The sequence below is a fragment of the Pontixanthobacter aestiaquae genome, assembly GCF_009827455.1.
Classification (GTDB): domain Bacteria; phylum Pseudomonadota; class Alphaproteobacteria; order Sphingomonadales; family Sphingomonadaceae; genus Pontixanthobacter; species Pontixanthobacter aestiaquae.
The window spans coordinates 1,166,710-1,189,493 of record NZ_WTYZ01000001.1 but is presented as its reverse complement, the minus strand read 5'-3'; the positions used below and the strand labels follow the sequence as shown (position 1 = coordinate 1,189,493).

At 58.6% G+C, this 22,784-nt stretch carries 20 protein-coding genes; 13 read left to right on the top strand and 7 right to left on the bottom strand.

Annotated elements, in window-relative coordinates; translation table 11 throughout:
- Positions 1-98: 98 nt before the first annotated feature.
- The 7 genes from GRI35_RS05565 to GRI35_RS05535 all read left to right on the top strand — a co-directional run bounded on the left by GRI35_RS05565 (position 99) and on the right by GRI35_RS05535 (position 9,469).
- Positions 99-896 (top strand): transglutaminase-like domain-containing protein, encoded by a 798-nt coding sequence (locus tag GRI35_RS05565; protein WP_160613240.1) that lies wholly within the window; start codon positions 99-101, stop codon positions 894-896.
- Positions 897-1,026: 130 nt separating this feature from the next.
- A complete protein-coding gene (gene zwf / locus GRI35_RS05560; protein ID WP_160613239.1) occupies positions 1,027-2,466 on the top strand; it encodes a glucose-6-phosphate dehydrogenase in 1,440 nt (479 codons plus the stop codon).
- Positions 2,459-4,270, top strand: a complete 1,812-nt coding sequence (gene edd / locus GRI35_RS05555; protein WP_160613238.1) for a phosphogluconate dehydratase — start codon at positions 2,459-2,461, stop codon at positions 4,268-4,270. Before zwf ends, edd begins: the two co-directional genes overlap by 8 nt.
- Entirely contained in the window at positions 4,270-5,253 is a 984-nt protein-coding gene (gene glk / locus GRI35_RS05550; protein WP_160613237.1) for a glucokinase, read from the top strand. The genes edd and glk overlap by 1 nt, the downstream gene beginning before the upstream one ends.
- Positions 5,250-5,864: a bifunctional 4-hydroxy-2-oxoglutarate aldolase/2-dehydro-3-deoxy-phosphogluconate aldolase gene (gene eda, locus GRI35_RS05545; RefSeq protein WP_160613236.1), complete on the top strand. Its 615-nt coding sequence runs from the start codon at positions 5,250-5,252 to the stop codon at positions 5,862-5,864. The genes glk and eda overlap by 4 nt, the downstream gene beginning before the upstream one ends.
- Positions 5,861-8,635 (top strand): phosphoenolpyruvate carboxylase, encoded by a 2,775-nt coding sequence (locus GRI35_RS05540; protein ID WP_160613235.1) that lies wholly within the window; start codon positions 5,861-5,863, stop codon positions 8,633-8,635. The genes eda and GRI35_RS05540 overlap by 4 nt, the downstream gene beginning before the upstream one ends.
- Positions 8,636-8,752: 117 nt before the next feature.
- Positions 8,753-9,469, top strand: coding sequence for a L,D-transpeptidase family protein (locus GRI35_RS05535; protein WP_407985043.1), 717 nt, complete (start codon positions 8,753-8,755; stop codon positions 9,467-9,469).
- Here GRI35_RS05535 and tilS read toward each other — a convergent pair.
- From tilS to GRI35_RS05510, 5 genes are all read right to left on the bottom strand, one after another.
- The gene (gene tilS / locus GRI35_RS05530; RefSeq protein ID WP_202390515.1) at positions 9,462-10,517 is read right to left on the bottom strand and encodes a tRNA lysidine(34) synthetase TilS; all 1,056 of its coding nucleotides are present in this window, start codon (positions 10,515-10,517) and stop codon (positions 9,462-9,464) included. The two genes, GRI35_RS05535 and tilS, sit on opposite strands and share 8 nt — an antisense overlap.
- Positions 10,504-11,409, bottom strand: a complete 906-nt coding sequence (locus tag GRI35_RS05525) for a tol-pal system YbgF family protein (protein ID WP_160613233.1) — start codon at positions 11,407-11,409, stop codon at positions 10,504-10,506. The genes tilS and GRI35_RS05525 overlap by 14 nt, the downstream gene beginning before the upstream one ends.
- Before the next feature lie 170 nt (positions 11,410-11,579).
- The gene (locus GRI35_RS05520) at positions 11,580-12,431 is read right to left on the bottom strand and encodes a helix-turn-helix domain-containing protein (RefSeq protein WP_160613232.1); all 852 of its coding nucleotides are present in this window, start codon (positions 12,429-12,431) and stop codon (positions 11,580-11,582) included.
- A 124-nt stretch (positions 12,432-12,555) separates the two neighbouring features.
- Positions 12,556-14,826, bottom strand: a complete 2,271-nt coding sequence (gene ptsP, locus GRI35_RS05515; protein ID WP_160613231.1) for a phosphoenolpyruvate--protein phosphotransferase — start codon at positions 14,824-14,826, stop codon at positions 12,556-12,558.
- 68 nt (positions 14,827-14,894) lie between these two features.
- A complete protein-coding gene (locus GRI35_RS05510) occupies positions 14,895-15,050 on the bottom strand; it encodes a DUF465 domain-containing protein (RefSeq protein ID WP_160613230.1) in 156 nt (51 codons plus the stop codon).
- A 195-nt stretch (positions 15,051-15,245) separates the two neighbouring features.
- Here GRI35_RS05510 and GRI35_RS05505 point away from each other — a divergent pair, with 195 nt between their 5' ends.
- Together GRI35_RS05505 and GRI35_RS05500 are read left to right on the top strand one after the other, a co-directional pair.
- Positions 15,246-15,443: a YdcH family protein gene (locus tag GRI35_RS05505; RefSeq protein WP_160613229.1), complete on the top strand. Its 198-nt coding sequence runs from the start codon at positions 15,246-15,248 to the stop codon at positions 15,441-15,443.
- A gap of 336 nt (positions 15,444-15,779) precedes the next feature.
- Positions 15,780-16,241, top strand: coding sequence for a DUF1465 family protein (locus tag GRI35_RS05500; RefSeq protein ID WP_160613228.1), 462 nt, complete (start codon positions 15,780-15,782; stop codon positions 16,239-16,241).
- Positions 16,242-16,250: 9 nt separating this feature from the next.
- Here GRI35_RS05500 and glpK read toward each other — a convergent pair whose 3' ends face one another.
- Complete coding sequence (gene glpK / locus GRI35_RS05495) at positions 16,251-17,720, bottom strand: glycerol kinase GlpK (protein ID WP_160613227.1); 1,470 nt, start codon at positions 17,718-17,720, stop codon at positions 16,251-16,253.
- Positions 17,721-17,866: 146 nt separating this feature from the next.
- On the opposite strand from glpK, the gene GRI35_RS05490 reads away from it, so the two are divergent.
- The 4 genes from GRI35_RS05490 to GRI35_RS05475 are packed head-to-tail and all read left to right on the top strand — an operon-like array spanning position 17,867 to position 21,806.
- Complete coding sequence (locus GRI35_RS05490; RefSeq protein ID WP_328598450.1) at positions 17,867-18,760, top strand: MBL fold metallo-hydrolase; 894 nt, start codon at positions 17,867-17,869, stop codon at positions 18,758-18,760.
- The gene (locus tag GRI35_RS05485) at positions 18,745-19,446 is read left to right on the top strand and encodes a DUF4230 domain-containing protein (protein WP_160613225.1); all 702 of its coding nucleotides are present in this window, start codon (positions 18,745-18,747) and stop codon (positions 19,444-19,446) included. The genes GRI35_RS05490 and GRI35_RS05485 overlap by 16 nt, the downstream gene beginning before the upstream one ends.
- Entirely contained in the window at positions 19,443-20,432 is a 990-nt protein-coding gene (gene nadA / locus GRI35_RS05480; RefSeq protein ID WP_160613224.1) for a quinolinate synthase NadA, read from the top strand. The genes GRI35_RS05485 and nadA overlap by 4 nt, the downstream gene beginning before the upstream one ends.
- A 42-nt stretch (positions 20,433-20,474) precedes the next feature.
- The gene (locus tag GRI35_RS05475; RefSeq protein ID WP_160613223.1) at positions 20,475-21,806 is read left to right on the top strand and encodes a DUF2254 domain-containing protein; all 1,332 of its coding nucleotides are present in this window, start codon (positions 20,475-20,477) and stop codon (positions 21,804-21,806) included.
- A 7-nt stretch (positions 21,807-21,813) separates the two neighbouring features.
- On the opposite strand, the gene GRI35_RS05470 is transcribed toward GRI35_RS05475, so the two are convergent.
- Entirely contained in the window at positions 21,814-22,743 is a 930-nt protein-coding gene (locus GRI35_RS05470; protein ID WP_160613222.1) for a DMT family transporter, read from the bottom strand.
- Positions 22,744-22,784: the final 41 nt, after the last annotated feature.

Genomic DNA, 22,784 nt, shown 5'->3' with positions numbered 1-22,784 from the left:
TCAAGGATTCGTTCGAATGTCCCATCTGGTACAAACGGGCAGTTTAATGTTGATTTTTTGCACCCGAAACCCGCCCTCATTCAAAGCATTGTCCCATCATGGCCATAACCATTTCCGCCAAATTCGTGTTCGAGACGTCCGAGCCGACCGATATTCTCCTTCAGTTCGAGGCAGCGGAGATTCCAGAGCAGCGCCTGCTGTCGGCGGACACGTCTCTTCCCCAGGCAAAACACCTCGCTCGCATTGCGGCGGGGGATGATATTGGCGAGCGGATCTGGCTGCGGGTCGATGGGAAATATTCGGTCGATTATCGGGCGGAGGTCGAGCTGGATAGGCTCCTCAGCCCGATCAGCTCGCTGGACCGGGTCGAGCCGCATAATTTGCCTGCAGAAGCCGTGAAATATCTGTTCGACTCGCGCTATTGCCAGGCGGACCGGATGCAGAGCTTCGTGCAGGACGAGTTTGGCGATCTGGCAGGCGGCGCGCGGATTATGGCGATGCATGAGTGGATCGCGCGCAACTTCACTTACACGCCCGGCGCGTCGGATGCCTCTACCACAGCCGTCGACAGCTTTGTCGAACGGCGCGGTGTGTGCCGCGACTATGCGCATGTGATGGTGACTCTGGCGCGGGCCAGTGCGATCCCGGCGCGTTTTGTCAGCTGCTATGCTCCGCATGTCACGCCCCAGGATTTCCATGCAGTGGCAGAAGTGTTTCTGAGCGATCCGACTACTCCCGGAGGCGGTGCGTGGTATCTGATCGATGCCACCAATATGGCCAATGCCGAAAACATCGTAAAAATCGGCGTGGGACGTGATGCTGCCGATGTCAGCTTTATGACCAGCTTCGGGCAAAGCAATTTCCTGTCGAGCGAAGTGTCAGTCTCCGCAAGCTGATCGCGCCAGCGCGCGACTGCATGAATACATATGCGCGAGTATGAAACGCGCATCATGCGGGGTGCATGGCGCGCGGGTGAGTGCTACACCGAAGGCTCACCGGCTTGCATTTATTGGGAGATATGCGCGCATGAACTTTACCGCCGACAGGCTGCTGCTGTTCGGGGCGACTGGCGATCTGGCGCAGCGTATGCTGCTGCCCTCGCTCGCGGCGCTGCATGCGGATGCGCTGATTGCGGATGATGTGAAGATCATCGGCACCGCGCGATCCGAGATGACCGACATCGAGTTCCGCAATTTTGCGCGCGAAGCTTTGGAAAAATACATGCCCGCCGACCGGCGTAGCGGGATGGCCGAATTCCTGGGTCGCCTAAGCTATCACCCGCTCGATGCGACCACGCTGGACGGATTTCAAGGCCTCGCGGACAAAGTCGGCGAGCCGCAGCGCGGCCTCGCAATTTTCCTCTCCACCGCCCCCAGCCTGTTCGAACCAACGATCAAGGGCCTGCAACATGCCGGTCTCGATGGCGAAAACGTGCGGATGTGCCTTGAGAAACCGCTCGGCACCGATCTGGAAAGCAGCCGCGAGATCAATGATGCGGTTGCCGCCGCCTTCCCCGAAGACCGGATTTTCCGGATCGACCACTATCTCGGCAAGGAAACGGTGCAGAACCTGCTCGCGCTGCGCTTTGCCAACATCATGTTTGAACCGCTGTGGAACGCGGCGCATATCGATCATGTGCAGATCACCGTGGGTGAGACTGTAGGTCTGGAAGGCCGCGTCGCGTTCTATGATGATGCGGGCGCGATCCGTGACATGGTGCAAAACCACATGCTGCAATTGCTGGCGCTGGTCGCGATGGAACCGCCTTCCGATTTCGACGCGACCGCCATCCGCGACGAGAAAGTGAAAGTGCTGCGATCGCTGCGCGAAGTGCGTCAGGGCGAAACCGTCACCGGCCAATACCGCGCAGGCGCAATCGGCGGCGAAGCGGTTCCCGGATATGACGAAGAATTGGGCAAAGATTCGGAGACCGAAACCTTCGTCGCGATCAAGGCGCATGTCGATAATTGGCGCTGGAAAGGCGTGCCTTTCTACATGCGCACCGGCAAACGCCTGCCCGAGCGTGTGACCGAGATCGTGGTTCAGTTCAGCCAGGTCCCGCATTCTATCTTCGAGGGCAAAGGCGCGAAGATGGTGCCAAACCGGCTGGTGATCGGCATCCAGCCGGAAGAGAATGTGCAGCTATCGATGATGGCCAAAGTTCCCGGGCTCGGCCGCGATGGTATTCGCCTGCGCTCCGTCCCGCTCGATATTGCCATGCCCGATGCGTTTGTCGGTCAGCACCGGCGGATTGCCTATGAACGGCTGCTGCTCGATCTGATCGAGGGCGACCAAACGCTGTTCGTTCGCCGTGACGAGGTCGAAGCACAGTGGGAATGGATCGACGCGATCCGCGCCGGTTGGGCCGCGCAAGGCTTGACCCCGCAATCATACACCGCCGGAAGCTGGGGCCCGAGCGCCGCCATTGCGCTTGCCGAAAAAGACGGGGTGAGCTGGTATGAGTAATCTGCACGACACACTCCACGCGGTAACGCAGCGGGTCATCCAAAAATCGCGCGGCAGCCGGAGCCGTTATCTGGAACTGATCAAGCGCGAGGCTGACAATCAGCCGGATCGCAATGCGGTATCCTGCTCCAACCTGGCTCATGCCTATGCAGGGGCGGAGGAAGACCAGAAAGCGTTGATGGCGCATAAGGGCCCCAATATCGGGATCGTCAGCGCTTATAATGATATGCTGTCCGCGCATCAGCCCTATGGCCGCTATCCCGAACGCTTGAAAATCTACGCCCGCGAAGTTGGCGCAACCGCGCAAGTCGCGGGCGCTACGCCCGCAATGTGCGACGGCGTGACGCAGGGCGAGAACGGCATGGAGCTCTCGCTGTTCAGCCGCGATGTGATCGCGCTCAGCACCGGCGTCGCGCTCAGCCATGCGATGTATGACGGCGCGCTGATGCTGGGTATCTGCGACAAGATCGTACCCGGCCTGCTGATTGGTGCATTGCGCTTCGGCCATTTGCCAGCGATTTTTGTGCCCAGCGGCCCAATGCCCAGCGGTATCTCCAACAAGCAGAAACAAGCCACGCGGCAGCTTTATGCAGAGGGCAGGGCGACCCGCGCAGAACTTCTGGCCAGCGAGATCGGCAGCTATCACTCACCCGGCACGTGTACCTTCTACGGCACCGCCAATTCCAATCAGATGATGATGGAAATGATGGGCCTGCATATTCCGGGCGCGGCATTTATCCAGCCTGGTACCAAGCTGCGCCAGGCCTTGGACCGCGAGGCTGTGCACCGCGTCGCGGCCATCGGTTTGGACGGCAATGACTATCGCCCGATCGGCCGCTGTGTCGACGAGAAAGCGATCATCAACGCGGCTGTCGGCCTGCTCGCCACCGGGGGATCGACCAATCATGCGATCCATATCCCGGCGATGGCGCGGGCTGCCGGTGTGCAACTCGATTGGACCGATCTGTCCGAACTGTCTTCGGTCGTGCCGTTACTCGCTCGGGTCTATCCCAATGGCTCTGGCGATGTGAACCATTTCCACGATGCTGGCGGTATGGGCTATGTAATCAAAGAGCTTCTCGGCGCAGGCCTCGCGCACCAAGACGTGCTGACCGTGGGCGACAGTGACTTGTCGCGCTACGGCGAAGAACCCGGACTTGACGGCGATGCACTGACATGGCGCGAAGTCGGCAAAAGCGGCGACGACACCATGCTCCGACCTGCCAGCGACCCGTTCCAAAAGGATGGCGGGATGCGTTTGGTGGAAGGCAATCTGGGCCGTGCAACGTTCAAAACGAGCGCCGTGTCCGAGGACCGCTACACCGTCGAGGCACCCTGCCGTGTGTTTGACCGACAGGAAGATGTTACCGCCGCATTCCAGGCAGGCGAGCTCGACCGCGATGTGGTGGTGGTTGTCCGGTTTCAAGGGCCCCGCGCCAATGGCATGCCGGAACTTCACTCGCTGACGCCGCCCCTCGCGGTGCTGCAGGATCGCGGATATAAAGTCGCGCTGGTCACCGATGGCCGCATGTCGGGTGCTTCCGGCAAGGTTCCGGCGGCCATCCATTGCACACCCGAAGCGTTGGGCGGCGGACCGCTGGCGAAACTGCAAACCGGCGACGTCATCCGGCTTTGTGCGAACACTGGCGCGCTCTCAACGCCCGCGGATCTGGACAGCCGCCCGGCTGCACCCGATCCGGTTGCGGATGACGGATTCGGGCGCGAGTTGTTTGCGATGTTCCGCAGTCATGCTGACGGCGCAGAACAGGGCGGATCATCCATGCTGGCACAGGCGGGTCTATAATGGATTTGGTGACAGTCGATATTGGCGGCACGCACGCGCGCTTTGCAATCGCCACCATCGCGGATGACGGCGCGATCACGATGAGCGAGCCGGAAACGTTGCACACGGAAGATCATGCGAGTTTCCAGACCGCGTGGGAAGATTACCGCGAACGTCAGGGCGGCACACTACCCAACGCCGTGGCGATGGCGATTGCCGGGCCTACGGGCGGCGACGTCATCCGCTTTACCAACAATCCGTGGATCATCCGGCCCGCTCTGGTGAAAGAGAAGCTCGGTGTCGAGCGCTTCGCAATCGTCAACGATTTTGAAGCAGTCGCGCATGCCGTTGCGCGTGCTGATGAAGACCAATTCATCCATCTGACCGGCCCCGAACAACCGCTGGCACCAACCGGGAGACTCAGTGTGATCGGCCCCGGAACCGGGCTTGGCGTTGCGCATCTCTACCGCGAACCAAGTGGCGAATACCGCGTGTCAGCAACCGAGGGCGGGCATATCGATTTTGCCCCGCTTGACCAGATCGAGGACGCAATTCTGGCCCGATTGCGCAAGCGGCATAACCGTGTTTCAGTAGAGCGTGTTGTCGCAGGCCCAGCGATTGTCGATATTTATCAAACGCTTGCCGCGATGGAGCGCAAGGCTGTGCCCGATTGCGACGATATAGAGGTCTGGACCAAGGGCATGGCGGGCGAAGACAGCCTCGCGGCAGCCGCAGTCGACCGTTTTTGCCTGTCACTCGGCAGCGTGGCGGGCGACATCGCGCTTGCGCAAGGCGGCTTTGGCGGCGTCGTGATTGCTGGCGGGCTTGGGTACCGCATTCGCGAAAGCCTGCAGACGTCAGGATTTGCCGAGCGCTTTGCCGCCAAAGGCCGCTTTGCCAGCCTGATGGCGACAATTCCGGTCAAACTTATCATTCATCCACAGCCCGGCCTGTTCGGCGCAGCAGCCGCATTTTCAACCCAGCATTCCGGAGCCACCCAATGAGCGATATCGAAACCATCATGCGCACTGCGCCCGTTGTCCCGGTGATTGTCATCGACGATGTCGCCCATGCCGTGCCGATGGCAGAAGCGCTGGTCGCTGGCGGTCTGCGCTGCCTCGAAGTCACTCTGCGCACGCCGCAGGCTTTGGACGCGATCAAGGCGATGAAGCAAGTCCCCGGCGCGGTCGTTGGTGCAGGCACAGTGACAAATCAGGAAGAACTGGAAGACGCATTGGAGGCGGGCAGCGAATTTATCGTCTCGCCCGGCCTGACCGACACGCTGGGCCGCGCTGCGATCCGCCACAATGTTCCGTTTCTGCCCGGCATCGCCAATTCGGGGGACATTATGCGCGGGCTCGATCTGGGGCTAACACACTTCAAATTCTTCCCCGCGATGGCGGCAGGCGGATTGCCTGCACTCAAAGCGCTGGCAGCACCGTTCGGTCAGTGCCGTTTCTGCCCGACCGGCGGCGTCAATCTGGAGAACGCGCCCGAATGGCTGGCCTTCGACAAAGTTCTGTGCGTCGGTGGAAGCTGGGTCGCACCCAAAGGTGAACCGAATGTGGCGGCGATTGAAGCCATGGCACACGAAGCGGCAGCGCTAAACACATGAAAACCGTCGCCGATCTGACCGCGCGTTTGCGTGAACTGCACCAGCAAACGCAGGAAACACCTTTATTCAATCCGGCGTTCCAACTCTCGCTCGACCTCTCGCGCGAGTTGGAAGCGCGCAAAATCAGCCTCGATGATATCGAGCGGATGATTGCGGAGCTGGAATGCGGATCGCTGAAGAGCCGTGCAGGGCGGCTGAGGAACAACCTCGCTCCGGTATCACCGGAAGCGAATGACGCGGCATTGGCAGAGCTTGGCGGCGATGATTTCGACACCTTCCGCGCTCGCTGGGAGAATCCCGGGTTACATGCAGTGTTTACCGCGCACCCTACATTCCTGCTGACGCCAGAGCAGACCGAGGCCGTGGCCCGGTCTGCCAGCAGCGATGCCGACATTAGTGACGATACCTGCGTTGCGACATTTGAACGCCCGACGATCTCTCTCCGCTACGAACATGATCGCGCGATGCATGCAATCGGGCATGCGCAGGACGCACGAGATCGGATCGTGTCCAACGCGCTGGGTCAAGCAGCCGAAGCTTTCCCGAGCAAATGGTACGAAGCCAAGCCTCTTCCGTTCCGCTTCGCCAGCTGGGTCGGTTACGATATGGATGGCCGGACCGACATCAAATGGTTCGATTCCATTGGCTTCCGCCTGTCTGAAAAAGCGCAGCGGCTGGAACGCTATGTCGCTTCGCTCGAAGCTGTCGACGATACACATCCACTGCTTGAGACTTTGCGCAATGCGCTGGCCTATTCGCAGGATCGCGCATCGGATTTCCGTGAGGATTTAACCGAGCCGGCTGCGCTATCGAAGGCAGCCAATACGCTGACGGCGGATCACCCGCACAAACTGCTCTCCCTCGCGCCGGTTATTGAATTGCTAGAGGCCGAGGCGTTAGGCGCGGACACCGGGCGCGCGATTGGCCTCAAAACGCTCGCTGCGGCAATGCGCGCCGATGGTTTGGGCATGGGCTGGATTCATTTCCGGGTGAACTCCAGCCAATTACACAATGCCATCCGCCGCCGGATTGATCCTGACAATACGCTCGATCTGGGCAGCAAAGGCGCGATGGCAACATTGCGCGAATTGCTGGGGAAAGTGCAGCCGCTGCGCTCAAACTTTGCCGCGCTGGCTATCGAAAGCAGCACTGCAATCCGGCAATTCCTCGCGATGGCGCAGATTATCCAGCACATCGATGGCGATGCGCCGATCCGGATGCTGATTGCCGAGTGCGAACAGCCTTCGACCATTTTGGCCGCGCTGTATTTCTCGAAATTATTCGGGATCGAAGACAAGGTCGACGTGTCGCCTCTGTTCGAGACCGAAACCGCGCTGGAGCATGGCGGGCGCTTCCTCGATGCGCTGCTGGCCGAACCGATCTATCAGCAATATTCGCGCAAGCGAGGCCGCGTCGCGATCCAGACCGGCTTCTCCGACGCGGGGCGGTTCGTCGGACAGATTCCGGCAAGTTTGGCTATCGAACGGCTGCAAGGCCGCCTGGCCGAGGCGATGAAGGACAACGGCTTGACCGATGTCGCGGCGCTGATTTTCAACACGCATGGCGAAAGCATGGGGCGCGGTGCGCATCCCGGCGGGTTTGCCGACCGGCTTGCTTGGCCGCTGAGCGCATGGACCCGGCGACGGTTCGTGCGCGCGGGTATCCGCTTGGAACCTGAAGTCAGCTTCCAAGGCGGTGACGGCTATCTCCATTTCGCCACACCCGAACTGGCGCTCGCAACGCTCACTCGGATCGCAACGCTTGATCCGGCACATACCGATCCCGATGCGCCGACCGACCAGTTCTATCGCCGGACCGATCTCAGTCTCGATTTCTATCGCGCCGTGCGCAAGCACCAGCGCGACCATCTGGAAAGCCAGACATATAGCCGCGCGCTGACAGCGTTCGGATTGGGCCTCCTCAACAGTACCGGCAGCCGCGTCTCCCGCCGGCAATCCGATCTGAGCGCTGACCGCGATATGAACCTGCGCCAGATCCGCGCCATCCCGCATAATGCGATTCTGCAGCAGCTCGGCTATCCGGTTAACATCATTTCGGGCATCGGCAGCGCAGCGGACGGGAATTATGAAGACCTCGCCGCGCTGCTCACCGAGAGCGAACGCGGGCGGCAACTGATCCGTCTGGTTCGTGCCTCCAATGCGCTGGCCAGCATCAAAACGGTCGCTGCATTCGGCGAGCTGTTCAATTCCGCCTATTGGGCGAGCCGCCCCTATCGCGGGACCGAGAGCCATCTGTCGGATGCTTGCGAAACACTCGCCGAATATCTGACCAAGGATGACCGGACCGGGGTATTCAGGCGCCTTGCCTCACGCCTTAGGGTCGATGCGCTGAAACTGCACCGACTGCTGGACATGATTCCGGATGAGTCACCACTCGATGACCGCGAGAATATCCGCCGGTCGATCGGCGCATTGCAAGCGCTGCGGCTCACCCTCCTCCAGCATATGTTCCTGAAAGCAGTCTCAATCCCGGCGTTTAGCCGTGCGAACGATATTAGCCGTAACGACGTGCTGGAGATGGTGTTCACTCTGCGGATCGACGATGCGCTGGCGCAGCTACGCCGGGCCTATCCTACAAGCTTCCCGGGTCTCGACAATTTCTCCGTCGATGAGCCTAGCGATTACCCGGATGGTGCTGGTGAAGGCTACACCGCGATCCAGCGTGATTATATCGATCCGCTCGAACGTGCTTACAAGCTGAGCCTGCGGATTGGCACCGCGATTGCCAACCAGTTCGGCGCGCATGGATAGTTCGCGCTGAATTTGCATCAATTTACAGCGACGGAAAAGCTGTTTCCAAGTGGGACGCCTGCGACGCGATACTGGAAAATTTAAGATTTTTCGATCATATCACCTTGTATGAGCCCGATGATGAAATGGATAGGCGGCGCAACGGCTGCATTGGTATTGGCCTTTGGCGGAGCAACGCTGGCCAGCGGATTTATGTCTCAAGACACGGCGATGGATGCTGCGGCACCGACGCTGGAAGACGCGATTCCGGTCGATGAGGACGCTGTTGCGCAGGCTAATGCCCAAGCCGGCACTGGCGACGGCACCACTCCGGAATTTGTCTCCGAGCCTGTCATTCAGGAAATTCCCGAGAAAAAACCTGATCCGAAAGACGAAGCGTTCGTCATCAAACGGATCCTGCCGATCGACGGGCCAATCAAATATGGCGAGTGGCACTGGGATGACGAAGGAATCGAGGACGGTCCTCTGGTTATGACGGTCGATCTACAGGCCCGCGTTATTTCGGTTTTCCAGGGCGGTTATGAAATTGGAGCGGCGGCGGTTCTGCTTGGCACCGATAAACACCCGACGCCGCTTGGCACATTCCCGATCCGTTACAAGATGCGGCACAATGTGTCAGAGAAATACAATAACGCACCCATGCCCTATTCGATGTTCCTGACGGCAGACGGCATCGCGCTGCACGGTAGCGAAGTCGAAAACGGTTTCGCCAGCCATGGCTGCGTGGGCATGCCCGATGAATTCGCGGCGAAGATTTTCGCCATCGCCAAGAAAGGCGACAAAGTGATCATTACCGACGGCAAACGTATCGGCATGGGCGACTCGATTATTTGAGCTGATTGGCTGACTGGCCCGTTTTGCGCGGTGGTTCGGGTTCGAACTTCCAAGCAGCCCAGCTCATGTCCGGTTCGGTTTCGAACATTATCGGGCGCGCCAATACGCCAGCTAAAGAGGCGTTTTGCTTGCTGCGCAGGCGGTCGATCATCGTCGCAATCTGCGTTCTTGGCGCGCCGTCACCCAGACGCTCGATAATCCAATGAACATTTTCGATCTCGAACGCTTCACCGCCGCCGAAGATATAGACAATGCCGTCATCCACCTCGTGCATCCACTTCTGCCGCCGCATTTCCAGCACATGCTCCACATCGTTGAGCATTTCACCAAGCAAGCGAGCACTCTTGGCGATTGCGATTGAATCAAGCCATTCCTGCGCGGCGAGTGCTTTTCGGACGCGCACCCTGTCGAAATTCTCATCGTTATTTGACGGGTCGCAGACCGGGATAATTCCGACATCATCTAGTAAATGATTCAACTCGGATTTGCGCCAGCCAAGCAGCGGACGCACTATATCGAATTCGCCAGGCGGATCTTCGGAGTATGCCCATGATGACACCCTGACCCCCGCCAGACCGGCAAGTCCGCTTCCCCGGTTCAGCCGCATCAAAAGTGTTTCCGCCTGATCATCCGCGTGATGCGCCGTCGCAAGCGCTGCCAACCCTTGGCGGACTGTCCAGTTTGAAAGCGCGGCATAACGCGCTTCGCGAGCCTTAGCCTGAACGTTTCCTGCCCCTACTTCCACTGCAATAGTTTCGTGTGGAATCGACAGTCTCGCGCAAAGTTGCGCGACATATTTGGCTTCTGCAGCGCTTTCTTCGCGCAGCTGGTGATCAATCGTCGCCGCTTCGACACGTCCCGGGATCAAATTATGAGCGAGCAGCAATAATGCAACGCTGTCTGGCCCGCCCGATACCGCAATACCAATTTTGCACAGATCGGAATGGACCGACTCACTGCCCCAAGCAGCAATTAAATCAGCGCGAAACCGCTCGACTAACTGCGGGTCAATCGCGCCAGTTTCTGCAGGGATATCAATTGCACTCAACCTTGCCCAGATTGCGCTGATATTGACTGCTCAAACGGCCCGAAGCGAGTGCAGGATAGCTATCGCTGAATTCAGCCAAAGCGATACAGGCACGATTGGTATCGTCCATTGCGATCATCGTTTCGGCAAGGAACAGCAAACTATCGGGCGCTCGCGCATCGCTTTTGCCAGCTTGGTAATTTTTGAGGAACCAAGGTGCTGCATCATCAGGCTTGCCATCATCCAGATAGGCACGGCCAAGCAAATTGCGGCCATAGGTCGTGCGCCAGTGGTCCGGATATTGTTCGACGAACAGTGTCAGCTGCTGCTGCGCTTCCGGGTAGAAGCCGGCATTCCACAGACGGTATCCGTAGGAATATTCATCATCCGCAGCATCATCGGTTTGCGGCTTGGCAATTTGCTGGACCGCGGCCAGGCGTCCGTCCGATGGTCCGCGAGCTGCCGGTACTGTAGCACGCGCTGGTGCGGCTTCAGCTGTATCCGGCAGAACCGAAACCGGACCAGTGGTTTCCGCAGCTACGGCACTCGTCGGAGTTGTTTCGAGCGCGACAATGCGGGTAGTCAATTGCATGATCGCATTGGTGTTTTCTTCGGTCTGCGCCGTCAGCGCAGCAATCTGCGCTTCAAGCGCGTCAAGCCGGATCAGAATATCGGTGACGGCCGTGGTCGAAGGTGTGGTGATTGTATTGCCGCTCGGCGTGCCGGTAATCTCCGGCTCGAAATAGCGACCGTCACCGCCGGGGAACACTTTGCGCTGCAGCGCGCGGACTTCCGATTCCAGCTTGCGAATTCTAGGCTCGTTGTCGCTTTGCGCCAACGCCGGCATGGAGGTTCCGGTCACGGCGACCAATGCAAGACCAGCGACCAATACGCGGCTCGTTCGACTAAACATGTTCCTCAACGCTCCTGTCAATTTTCAAATCGGGTATGACGATGCAGTGCCAAACCCAAGCTGAACACCCGTGCGAATCTTGCCGAACCACTGACTCCTTGTCGAGGGGCATTCGGGTCAAATCGGTGGAGATGTTGGCGTATATGCCACAGGCGTGTGCTGTGGAGTGACTAACCTGTTGTTTGTTCGTCGGGCGAGTTCGCCGTTGCCTGCGCTTCCAGATCGTTGACACGCGCGACCAACGCCTCTGCCGTAACCGGAAGATCGCCAACGGTTTCACTGCGATTGGACAGCGTGCCGATCGACTTCCCGCCAATCCGGATCACCAGCGCTTCCGGTCGACCGGTACGTATTTGCGGGCCGACTGCATCTGCGGGCACGGTGTAACTTTCGCCCTGCGTCATGATTTTTTCCATCAGACGCTGTCCGGAGCTGTCGTAGAAACGGACCCAAACGTCGTTCTCCAAAGATGTGAAGACGACAGGGCCAGATGGTGCTGCATCGGTGCCCGCTGCTCCGTCAGTATTTACTGTATCTTCGCCACTGGTCTGTGCAGCGGCAACCTCTTCTTCGGATACCAGCGGTCCCGGTCCCGATCCGGGCATGAAATAGTCACGGAAATAGGCGAGTGATCCGGCGATCAATATGAGGACAGCAAACGCGCTAAACCACGCCAGCCCGCGCGAGGGAAGCCGTGCCGGATCGCCCGGTTCAAAGGTAGCGCCGCGATGCGCTTCGCCACCTTCGCCATTGTCCAGTTCGTCGCGTACTTGTTGCGCGATCTCGTGCTCGTCCAGGCCGACCACGCGGGCATAGGTTCGAGCAAATCCGATCGCGTATGTTTTAGCCGGAAGTGCAGCGAAGTCGCCGCTCTCCAAAGTCTCGAGATGGCGGATAGGAATTCGGGTCTCGGATGCGATTTGCTCGACAGTTTTATCAGCATCAGCGCGTGCGCGCGCCAGACGCTGGCCAGCGCCCTCTAACGGAAGTTCACCTTCCAGCTGATTGCCCTCTTCATTCATAGAAAATCCCTTGCGCCCGGTTTTATATTTTGACGTAGAAGAGTAGCCTATCCTGATGCTGTCAAGCATTGAACGTGAGGTCACACTTTCGGTTCCGATGAACCGGTCACGTTACGCGGTGAAGTCAATCGATATTGATACCGCGATCCAGCGCCCATTGCTGCAAAGTATCACGCATATTTTCCGGCGGATTGGTAAGCCAGCCATTCATCGCTTCGGTGATTTCCGCCAGATCGATCTGGCGGACCAGTTCCTTTATCGGGCCAACAGAAACAGGCGTGATTGACAATCGCCGGAATCCCAGCCCCATCAAGGCGAGCGCTTCCAGCTGTCGTCCGCCCATTTCGCCGCAGACGCCCAGATCGACTTGCTGACCGACTGTCGCTTGCGCAATACGCCGCATGAAGCGCAGGATCGCGGGAGAAAGCCAGTCGTAACGCTCCGCCAGCTTTGGGTTCGCACGGTCAGCCGCGAACAGGAACTGAGTGAGATCATTTGTACCGACCGAAAGGAACGACAGTTTCGGAATCAACAGATCTAGCACTTCAGCGAGCGCGGGCACTTCCAGCATGGCGCCGTAATGGATCGCCTCCGGCAGCGTTTTGCGCTGCTTTTTCAGATAAGCGAGCTGTTCTTCAAACACCGCCTTGGCCGCATCGAATTCCCACGGCTCGGAAATCATCGGGAACATCACATACAGGGTCCGGCCCGATGCCGCTTCGAGCAGTGCCCGGGCCTGCGCTTTTAACAGTCCGCCGCGCTCCAAGGCCAGCCGCAAGGCGCGCCAACCCATCGCCGGATTTTCCTCATCCTCGGTATTCTCGGAATTGAGATACGGAACCGCCTTGTCGCCGCCAATATCGACGGTGCGGAAAATCACCGGCCTGTCGCCAGCGGCATCCATCACGTCGCGATAGAGCCGCAATTGTTTCTCGCGCTGGGGCAAGGTCGCCGACACAAGAAACTGGAATTCGGTCCGGAACAAACCAATCCCGTCAGCACCGACCAGATTGAGATTGGAAATATCTTCGCGCAGACCGGCATTCATCATGACCTGGATGCGTGTCCCACAGCGCGTGAAAGGTTCGACATCTCGCAATTTGGCATATGCCGCCTGGCGTTCCTTGCTTTTCGCGAAACGGGTATCGAAAGCTTCGGCAACCGATTGCGTGGGGCGAATGGATGCAGTGCCGCCGTCTGCATCCAGCAGGATCTCATCGTCCTCACGAACGATCCCGCGCAGCCCGTTTGCGCGGCCCAGCACCGGTACCCCCATGGCGCGCGCGACAATCACGACATGCGCAGTCAGCGAGCCTTCTTCTAGGATCACGCCTTTGAGCCGCCGCCGGTCATATTCGAGCAGCTCTGCAGGCCCGAGATTTTTGGCGATCAGGATAGCATCCTTGCGCAGCCCCTGTGTTGCCGCGGTACCTAACTGGCCCGAGACGATCCGCAGCAGGCGGTTCGCCAAATCTTCCAAATCGTGCATCCGGTCAGCGAGCAGCGGATCGTCGATCTCGCGCATCCGCATTCTGGTGTGCTGCTGCACTCGTTCGATTGCCGCTTCGGCGGTCAGACCTGAATCAATGGCTTCATTGATCCTCCGGCCCCACCCCTCATCATAGGCGAACATTTTGTAAGTCTTGAGTACTTCTTCATGCTCGCCGCCCGCACCGAATTCAGCATTGTTGGTTATGCTGTCGATCTGTTCGCGCATTTTGTGGAACGCGCGGTAGACCCGCTGGCGTTCGACCTCGATATCGTCGGCCATGACCTGATCGATAGTCACGCGGGGCTGGTGATAGACCGCGACGCCGCTGCCCAAGCCTTTGACCAATGGCAGGCCGGTAATCGTCACCGGACCGGTTTGTTCGGGCGCAAGACCGCGCGCCTCCTCCTCATCGACCAAATCATTGTTCGAGATCAGTTCGGACAGAACCATCGCAGTGGTCTGTAACGCTTCGATCTCGACATCTTCATAGCGGCGCGGTTCAACATGTTGAACGCACAGGACACCTACCGCACGCTCGCGATATACAATCGGCACGCCTGCGAAAGAGTGGAACTTTTCCTCGCCTGTTTCGGGCCGGTATTGAAAGTCAGGATGCGCCTTTGCCTCCGCCAGGTTGAGCGTTTCGATATTGTCGGCAATGGTGCCGGTCAGCCCCTCGCCCATCGCCAGACGGGTCACGTGTACAGCAGATTTGTTGAGACCATGCGTGGCAAACAATTCCAGCATCTGTTCACGCAGCAGATAGATCGAGCAGACCTCGCTATTGAGGCTGTCTGCGATAATATCGACCACGCGGTCCAGCTTACCCTGCGCGTGCGTGCGCGAGGCCATAATCTCGTGCAGTTGCGTCAGAATTTGGCGAGCGGAAGCAGCAGCTGTCATTCGGTGAAGCTACACCAATGCGTGGTAATTGTTAATGGGCAGCAGTTTTGATCCGCGCCGAAATACCGCTAACCGGCGGCCATTTCCTCTTTCAGTCGCAGTTTCTTTTTCTTGAGAGCCTGGATTGTCGCAGTGTCAGGTGCTGGTCGGCTTTCTTCTTCGCGAATTTTTGCGTCGAGTCCGGCATGTTTGGTTTGCAGCGCGCTAACGTGGGACGATTCCATTGGTCTCTCCTTACAGTTACGACAGCCCCCTCTTCTCAGAAGGGGAGCGACTCGTCCCTGCGGACGAAACGCTGATGAGCATAGAAACACAAAATGTGCCTCTTGCGAAGTCCTGTGTAACCCGTAAGCGGTAAACAAGACCTTGTTCACGACAAGCCGTAAGCAGGGGCCGAGAATGCGGAGAACGGTATGTCGATGACTGAACAGGAGATGCGCAAGCGTTTGGCTGTGCTCAAGACCGACCACCGGGATCTCGATGCGGCGATTGATGCGCTTCGCGAAACCGGCTCGACCGATCAATTGCAAATCGCGCGGCTGAAGAAGCGCAAGCTCGGTTTGAAAGACCAGATCGCGATGATCGAAGACGCGTTGTTGCCAGATATTATTGCGTGAGATTTTTTTATTTAGCCCCTCAGTCGCCGGGCGGAATGCATCCGCATTCCTTGGCTACCTCGCACAAGCTCGGGCGGCCAGTCGGCCTTGCGGACCCTTACAGGTCCGATCCATTCCAAGCCATCAGTATCGCGCCAATTCTTGGTCGCGGCAGCCAGAGGGCGACTGCCCGACGCGCGGTTAGCGCGGTAGCCTAAGCGAACGGATGTGAGCGCCGGCGCTTGAGGCCAAACAAGCGCTCAAAACGTCCCGTTTTGACACAGTCCCGAATTGGTTCGGGATATCTTGGTTTCCAAGCTGGAACCTGCGCGAATCCGGTTCTAGCGCAGTATCAGGATGGGGAAACCGACCGATATCAATCAGCCTATTGTAGAGGCTCTATATAGCGAGGCTTTGCTTCTCGCCGATGAAGTGCGCCAGGTGTTTGACCTCCATCCGATCCGGGAGACGGGGCAAAATGCGGATACTTTGCGGCTGGCGCTATCGGTCGAAGGGCTTCGTACTACGACCCGCGTGATGCATGTGCTCGCATGGCTGCTCAACCACCGGGCTTATTTCTCCGGCGAGCTGACCGAGTTTCAATTGCGCCGCCATTCAAAGCTGCCGCCGGACCGCCCGGCAGAGCGTGAAAATCTGGTATTGCTGGAATATAGCACGCGCGAATTGATCCTCGAGAGTGAAAATTTGCACGCACGGATCACCCGGCTTGATGCCGCATGGCGTGACCGGTTTGAAATGCGCCCCGCCGCCATCCTGCGCTTGCAGGAACGCTTGGGCCATGCCGTCCACCGCGCGTAATTTGTGTATTTAGGCGGCGGCAAGAGCTTTCTGCCACGCCGCAACCCTCGCTTGCCTGACACCGGATTCCATCGACGGCGTGAAATTGCCGATGGCGCCGCGCATAGTGCTGCTCGCCTCATCCAATGAAGCCACCAGCCCCGCGCCTTTGGCCGCAAGCATGGCCGCACCGAGCGCTGTCGTTTCCACGAAATCAGGTCGCTCGACAGGCAAATCGAGCAAGTTAGCGATGTCCTGTGCCATCCAGTCATTCGCGCTCATCCCGCCATCGATCTTGAGCGACGTCCACTCTGCGCCATCGGCGGCAAAGGCCTTGGCCAGATCGTATGTCTGATGCGCCATCGCCTCCAACGCAGCGCGCGCAATCTGCGCCCTGCCAGTCGCAAAACTAAGGCCAGCAATCACGCCGCGTGCTTCCGGCTGCCAGTGCGGAGCACCGAGGCCCGACATGGCTGGAACAATCACGACACCGCCGCTATCGTCGATAGAGCGCGCCAGCGTTTCGGTTTCTGAGGCGGTGCCGAGCAAGCCCAGCGAATCTCTTAACCACTGCACCAGACTGCCTGCAACAAACACCGATCCTTCCAACGCGTAGGTCCGTTTTCCATTCTCTTGGTAGAGCACAGTACCGAGCAAACGGTTGTCCGATGTCGGAATGTCATGCCCCTTGTTGGCCAGAATGAATGCGCCGGTTCCGTAAGTCGCTTTGGTCTCACCGGGCGAGAGACAACCCTGACCGATAGTCGCCGATTGCTGGTCACCGACCAAGCCGGTTATCGGGATCGGCGCGCCGAACAATTCGGGTAGGGTCACACCAAAATTACCGGCATTGTCGGTTACTTCGCCCAGCGCGGCTTTGGGCACTTCAAACAATTCGCACAGGTCATCGTCGAACTGTGCACTGCCCAATGGGAGCAGCAGGGTCCGGCTCGCATTGCTGGCGTCGCTGATACGTGCGCCCCCGGTCAGCTTATAGACCAGCCAGCTTTCAATTGTTCCGAGCGCCAGTGTGCCGGCCTTTGCCGCCGCCGCAACCGCAGGTTTGTTCCGGACCAGCCAACGCATCTTGGTGCCGGAAAAATAGGGATCGAGCAGCAATCCGGTCTGCTTCTGCACCTGCGCTTCGTGGCCCGCCTCCTTCAGCTCTTCGCAGAAATCGGCGGTGCGCCGATCTTGCCAAACAAGCGCCTTGGCCAGCGGTTCGCCGCTATTCTTGTCCCACGCGACAACCGTCTCGCGCTGGTTGGTGATGCCGATGCAGGCGATCCGCTCTGCACCGCCCGCTGCCTCAACCATTTCGCGCGCGCAGGCGAGTGTCCGGTGCCAGATTTCGGTGGCATCATGCTCCACGCGGCCCGGCGCGGGATAGTGCTGTGTCAGCTCTTGCTGGGCGCTGCCCAGCGCCTTGCCATCCTGCGCAAAGAGCATCGCGCGGGTAGAAGTTGTGCCTTCGTCCAGAACGAGAATTTTCTTGGTCATGTTGTATCTCTCCCCTTCCCGTTTGCGGGAGGAGTTAGGGGTGGGTTTCTCACACGGCAGATCATGCCCACCCCCGCCCTCTCCCGCAAGCCGGTGGGGAGATTATCGACAACAGCGCAAATGATCGTCATATCGCGCTTATGGCAATGCCACCCAAACCATGGCCGACCGGATTGGTCGAGCAGCCCGAGCCGCTGGTCCGCCGCGTGCTCGCTCCCAACCCCTCGCCCTACACATTTACCGGAACGCAAACCTATCTGGTCGGTGCGGAGCACGAGATAGCCGTAATCGATCCCGGTCCAGCTGAACCTGAGCACCTGAATGCGTTGATCGCCGCGATTGGTGATGCCAAAGTCACGGCGATCATGTGTACGCATACGCACCGTGACCACTCGCCGGCAGCCAAGCCGCTTTCGGAGCGCACAGGCGCTCCGGTAGTCGGCTGCGCGCCGCTGGTGCTTGAAGTGGATGGTCCGCGCTCAGACGAGGCCTTCGACACCACTTACGAACCCGACCGTGTGCTTGAAGATGGCGAGCAAATGACCGGACCCGGTTGGACGCTCACCGCCGTTCACACGCCAGGCCACACGTCAAACCATCTGTGCTTCGCGCTGGAGGAAAGCGGCGCGCTGTTTACCGGCGATCATGTGATGGGTTGGTCAACCAGCGTGGTGATCCCGCCAGACGGCGATATGGGCGATTATATGAAGAGCCTCAACAAGCTCTACGCCAGATCAGAAAATGGCGTAGACAGCGTTTATTACGCCGCCCATGGCGCCCCCATCACCAAACCCCGGCAATTGGTACGCGGCATGATCGGTCACCGTCGTCAGCGTGAGAATCAGATCCTCAGGCTGCTGGGTGAAGAATCCACCAGCATCGAACAGCTCGTTCCGCTGATGTACAAGAATCTCGACCCGCGCCTTACCGGCGCCGCGGGAATGTCCGTCAAAGCGCATCTGATTGATTTGGAACGCAGAGGCATTGTCAGCCGTTTAGAAGAAAAGGGGCATTTGGAAGACATATGGCAGACAGCGTAGAACCAGCGAGCGACACCGCAGAGACGGAAGTGGCCGCGCCTAAACCTGAAAAACAGAAATCGCTGGCTCGCATTCAAGCGGTGCCGTGGCTCATCGTGATCCTGCTGATCGCGGCGACCGTGTGGCTGTTCTGGCGCGCGTTCATTTTTCAGGAAGAAGGCGATCCGGTGGGCAGCGCGATGCTGGCGTTCGAGAAGCAGAATTCGCTCACCGTGTTCAGCTCGCGCTTCGAAGTTACAGCGGAAAGCACCAACACAACCTCGCTCGGCCCGATCAATCTGGCCGAGTCGCGCCAGGCCGCCATTATCCCGGTGACCATCGAATACCGCGTTAATCTGGCTTCGGTCGGGCGAGACCGGATCGCATGGGACGCGGATACCGAGACAATGGACATCACTCTGCCGACACTCAAAATATCCACACCCAACCTCGATGAGGCGCGCAAGAAGGTTTATACCGAAGGCGTCTGGGTAAGCCGCGGTGCATCGGAAAATCTCAGCCGCGAGAATTCACTGCAAGCTGAGGAGAAAGCGGCAGCCTTCGCCAAAAATCCGGAAGTTTTGGCATTGGCGCGGCAGGCCGCTAAGGATGCGATCAGGCAGAACCTGACGATCCCGCTGCAGGTCGCAGGCTATGACGATATTACAGTAAATGTTCGTTTCGACGGCGAGAAGGTTCAAGAATGAGTGTAGAATCCAAACTTCCTACCGGCGATGATCTGCTGGCCGAAATTGACCGGCTGCGGAAGGAAAAGAATGCGATAATCCTCGCGCATTATTACCAGAAGCCGGAAATTCAGGACCTTGCGGATTATGTCGGTGATTCGCTCCAACTGAGCCAAAAAGCGGCAGAGACAGACGCCGATGTCATCGCCTTTTGCGGTGTAAAATTTATGGCAGATACCGCGAAAATTCTCTCGCCCGAGAAAATCGTGGTCCTGCCCGATATGGATGCGGGCTGTTCGCTCGAAGACAGCTGCCCGCCGGACAAGTTCAAAGCCTTCCGCGAAGCGCATCCCGACCATATCGCGCTGACCTACATCAATTGCTCGACCGAAGTGAAAGCTTTGTCCGATGTAATCGTGACCAGCTCCAGCGCCGAGACAATTCTCCAGCAAATCCCCAAGGACCAGAAGATCATCTTCGGCCCCGACCGTCACCTTGGCGGCTATCTCAGCCGCAAGTTTGACCGCGAAATGCTGTTATGGCCCGGCGTGTGTATCGTCCACGAAGCCTTTAGCGAAACCGAATTGCTGAAGCTGAAAGAAGAGCATCCGGGTGCACCTATCGCTGCCCATCCCGAATGTCCGCCCACCATCGTCGACCATGCTGACTATGTCGGATCAACCAGCGGTATTCTAAAATTCGCGCAGGAATTTGAAGGTGACACGCTGATCGTGGCGACCGAGCCGCATATCATCCACCAGATGGAAAAGGCGCTGCCCGAGAAAAACTTCATCGGCGCGCCCGGTGCAGACGGCAACTGCAACTGCAATATTTGCCCCTATATGGCGCTCAACACGATGGAGAAGCTTTACACCTGCCTGCGCGATCTTGAACCGCGCATCGAGATCGAGGAAGACCTGCGCCTGCAAGCGAAGAAGAGCCTCGACAAGATGCTCGAAATGGCCAGCGGGACCGTTGGCAAAGGCGATTTGGGACCGGCGAACTAACTTGGCTCGCAACCCTTTGTCTTTCGGAACGTTACTGTTCCGATGACCGCTGAAATCCGCTTCTTCTGGGCGCGCCTGCACGCCAATTACTGGTTCTTCCCGGCGACCTTCGCAATTTTGGCGGCGGTGCTGGCGTCGGGCATGATCGCGTTGGATCGCAGCGGTTTTGCTGAAACGCTGAACAACGCCAGCTGGCTTGTCGCGGCCCGCCCCAAGGGGGCGGCCGATATGCTGACGGTGATGGCAGGTTCGATGATCGGTGTCGCCTCGACAGTGTTCTCGATAACACTCGTGGCGGTCACCTATGCAAGCGGCAATTACGGCCCGCGTTTGCTGACAAATTTTATGGAAGACCGAGGCAATCAGCTCAGCCTCGCGACGTTTATCGGCAGCTTTGTGTATGCGCTGATTGTGCTGCGCAGTGTGCGCGCCGAAGATGAAACCCCTGCGGGCGGTTCTGGCGCGGCGGATGCCCTGCCCGGCTTTGTGCCGCAATTGTCATTACTCGTCGCCTATCTGCTGATGGCGGTGTGCGTCGCTGTGCTGGTGTTCTTCCTCCACCATATACCCTCCAGCATACGCATCAACACGGTGCTGGAGAAGATCGGTACCAAGCTCATCGCGGCGATCCGAAAGACTTATCCCGTCGAAGACGAATTTTCGGATAGTCTCGAGCAAGTTGCCGGGAAGCCCGTTTTGGCCAAAAGCAATGGCTATGTTCAGATGATCGATTTCGAGGATCTGGAAAAAACCGCCCGCAAACATAATTGTACCTTGTCACTGAAGGTTCGCACCGGCGATTTCGTTCATCGTGACTTGCCGCTACTCGAGATCAGCGATGGCGACCCCGAAGAGCTAGCCGACACTCTGCGCGAAGATTTTACCTTGGGAGCGTCGCGTACGCCTGAACAAGACCCGCAATTCCTGATCGATGAATTGGTCGAGATCGGATTGCGCGCGCTGTCACCCGGTATCAACGACCCCTTCACCGCGATAACCGCGCTCCACTGGCTGGGTGCAGCAACGTCAGAAATTGGCCGGCGCGATCTGCGCAAAGATATTTGCGGGGCTGACGCTGATGATTGCCCCGTCATTCCGCTGCCTGACGATTTCGATCATTACCTCAAACGCGGCTTCGGCTCGATCCGTAGCGCGGTGGCAAGCTCGCCAACTGCAGCCGAAGTGATGCTGGACACCATTTCCAACGCGGCGACGCCGATCAAGGACGAGAACCGTCAGGCGATGCTGCGTGACGAGGGCAAGCTACTGGCCGAGCAAGTGCGCGGGCATCTGACCGGTCCCGATCTTGATCGATTTGAGAAGCATGCCGCAGAATTTGACCGCTGCTTCTGGGCAGAAACCGACGCGAATTAGGCCCAGATCAAGGCGCAAGCTTGGGCGGCGTTTTCCTCTCGACCCGATTGCGCTTTGCGACAAGCAACGCACCACCCAGCAGCAGCATCCCAAATATATCCAGCGGCAACAGCACTTCGCCAAACGCGCTATACCCGATCATCGCCGCAACAGCAGGCTGGGTCAGCAGCGCTAAGCCGATAATCAGCGGCGGAAAGTGACGCAGGCTGAAGACCAGCAGCCCCTGCCCGATCAATTGGCTGGATACGAACAAGATCACAATCGGCGTCCAGTCGGTCGGCCAGACAGGTTCCCCATTCACCAGCGCAAGCGCCAGGATCACCGGGCACGCAAAAATGCTGACCCACACCAGCAGGCTCCACGCGCCGATGCCTTTGCGGGCATCTTGCAGCGTCAGCAGATAAACGGCGTAGAACAACCCTGCGGCGAGGCAAAACAGGTCACCGATCAGCGTCGCCGTGCTGATTTCAAGGCTGCGGCCCAGCAATATGCTTGCACCGCCAAGCGCGAAGATAATCGCCAGCCACTCCATCCCGCGCGGCACAGTACGGGTAATGATGAATGTCCAGAAAAGCAGCACGATGCTGCCCGCATTGCCGAAGAGTGTCGCATTGCCGAGGCGGGTTTTCTCGATCCCGATATGCCAGCTCGACAAATCCAGCGCGAAGGCGGCCGATCCGAGAGCGACCAGGATCAAGGTCTTGCGCGGGATACCGGTCAGCGCCTGCCCGGTCCCTTTCGCCAGCAAGATCAGGAACGGCAGCGCGAGGAACAACCGCCAGAATGCCGCCGAAACCGGGCCGGTATCCGCTAACCGTACGAACCATGGCCCCAGCGCCAAAGCAACATTGCCCGCGAGCAATGCGGTCAGAAGCACCCAGCGCGGCCATGTGCTGCTATCGCGCCTAGAGGCGTTTGTTGCGGTTGCATTACTCACCTTCCCCCCTTAGCTGACACGATAGATTGCAAATAGATACT

Bases quoted from the DNA above. Each gene is read 5' to 3' on its own strand.
- GRI35_RS05565 (WP_160613240.1), top strand. From the start codon at position 99: ATGGCCATAACCATTTCCGCCAAATTCGTGTTCGAGACGTCCGAGCCG.
- zwf (WP_160613239.1), top strand. From the start codon at position 1,027: ATGAACTTTACCGCCGACAGGCTGCTGCTGTTCGGGGCGACTGGCGAT.
- edd (WP_160613238.1), top strand. From the start codon at position 2,459: ATGAGTAATCTGCACGACACACTCCACGCGGTAACGCAGCGGGTCATC.
- glk (WP_160613237.1), top strand. From the start codon at position 4,270: ATGGATTTGGTGACAGTCGATATTGGCGGCACGCACGCGCGCTTTGCA.
- eda (WP_160613236.1), top strand. From the start codon at position 5,250: ATGAGCGATATCGAAACCATCATGCGCACTGCGCCCGTTGTCCCGGTG.
- GRI35_RS05540 (WP_160613235.1), top strand. From the start codon at position 5,861: ATGAAAACCGTCGCCGATCTGACCGCGCGTTTGCGTGAACTGCACCAG.
- GRI35_RS05535 (WP_407985043.1), top strand. From the start codon at position 8,753: ATGATGAAATGGATAGGCGGCGCAACGGCTGCATTGGTATTGGCCTTT.
- GRI35_RS05525 (WP_160613233.1), bottom strand. From the start codon at position 11,409: ATGTTTAGTCGAACGAGCCGCGTATTGGTCGCTGGTCTTGCATTGGTC.
- GRI35_RS05520 (WP_160613232.1), bottom strand. From the start codon at position 12,431: ATGAATGAAGAGGGCAATCAGCTGGAAGGTGAACTTCCGTTAGAGGGC.
- ptsP (WP_160613231.1), bottom strand. From the start codon at position 14,826: ATGACAGCTGCTGCTTCCGCTCGCCAAATTCTGACGCAACTGCACGAG.
- GRI35_RS05510 (WP_160613230.1), bottom strand. From the start codon at position 15,050: ATGGAATCGTCCCACGTTAGCGCGCTGCAAACCAAACATGCCGGACTC.
- GRI35_RS05505 (WP_160613229.1), top strand. From the start codon at position 15,246: ATGACTGAACAGGAGATGCGCAAGCGTTTGGCTGTGCTCAAGACCGAC.
- GRI35_RS05500 (WP_160613228.1), top strand. From the start codon at position 15,780: ATGGGGAAACCGACCGATATCAATCAGCCTATTGTAGAGGCTCTATAT.
- glpK (WP_160613227.1), bottom strand. From the start codon at position 17,720: ATGACCAAGAAAATTCTCGTTCTGGACGAAGGCACAACTTCTACCCGC.
- GRI35_RS05490 (WP_328598450.1), top strand. From the start codon at position 17,867: ATGCCACCCAAACCATGGCCGACCGGATTGGTCGAGCAGCCCGAGCCG.
- GRI35_RS05485 (WP_160613225.1), top strand. From the start codon at position 18,745: ATGGCAGACAGCGTAGAACCAGCGAGCGACACCGCAGAGACGGAAGTG.
- nadA (WP_160613224.1), top strand. From the start codon at position 19,443: ATGAGTGTAGAATCCAAACTTCCTACCGGCGATGATCTGCTGGCCGAA.
- GRI35_RS05475 (WP_160613223.1), top strand. From the start codon at position 20,475: ATGACCGCTGAAATCCGCTTCTTCTGGGCGCGCCTGCACGCCAATTAC.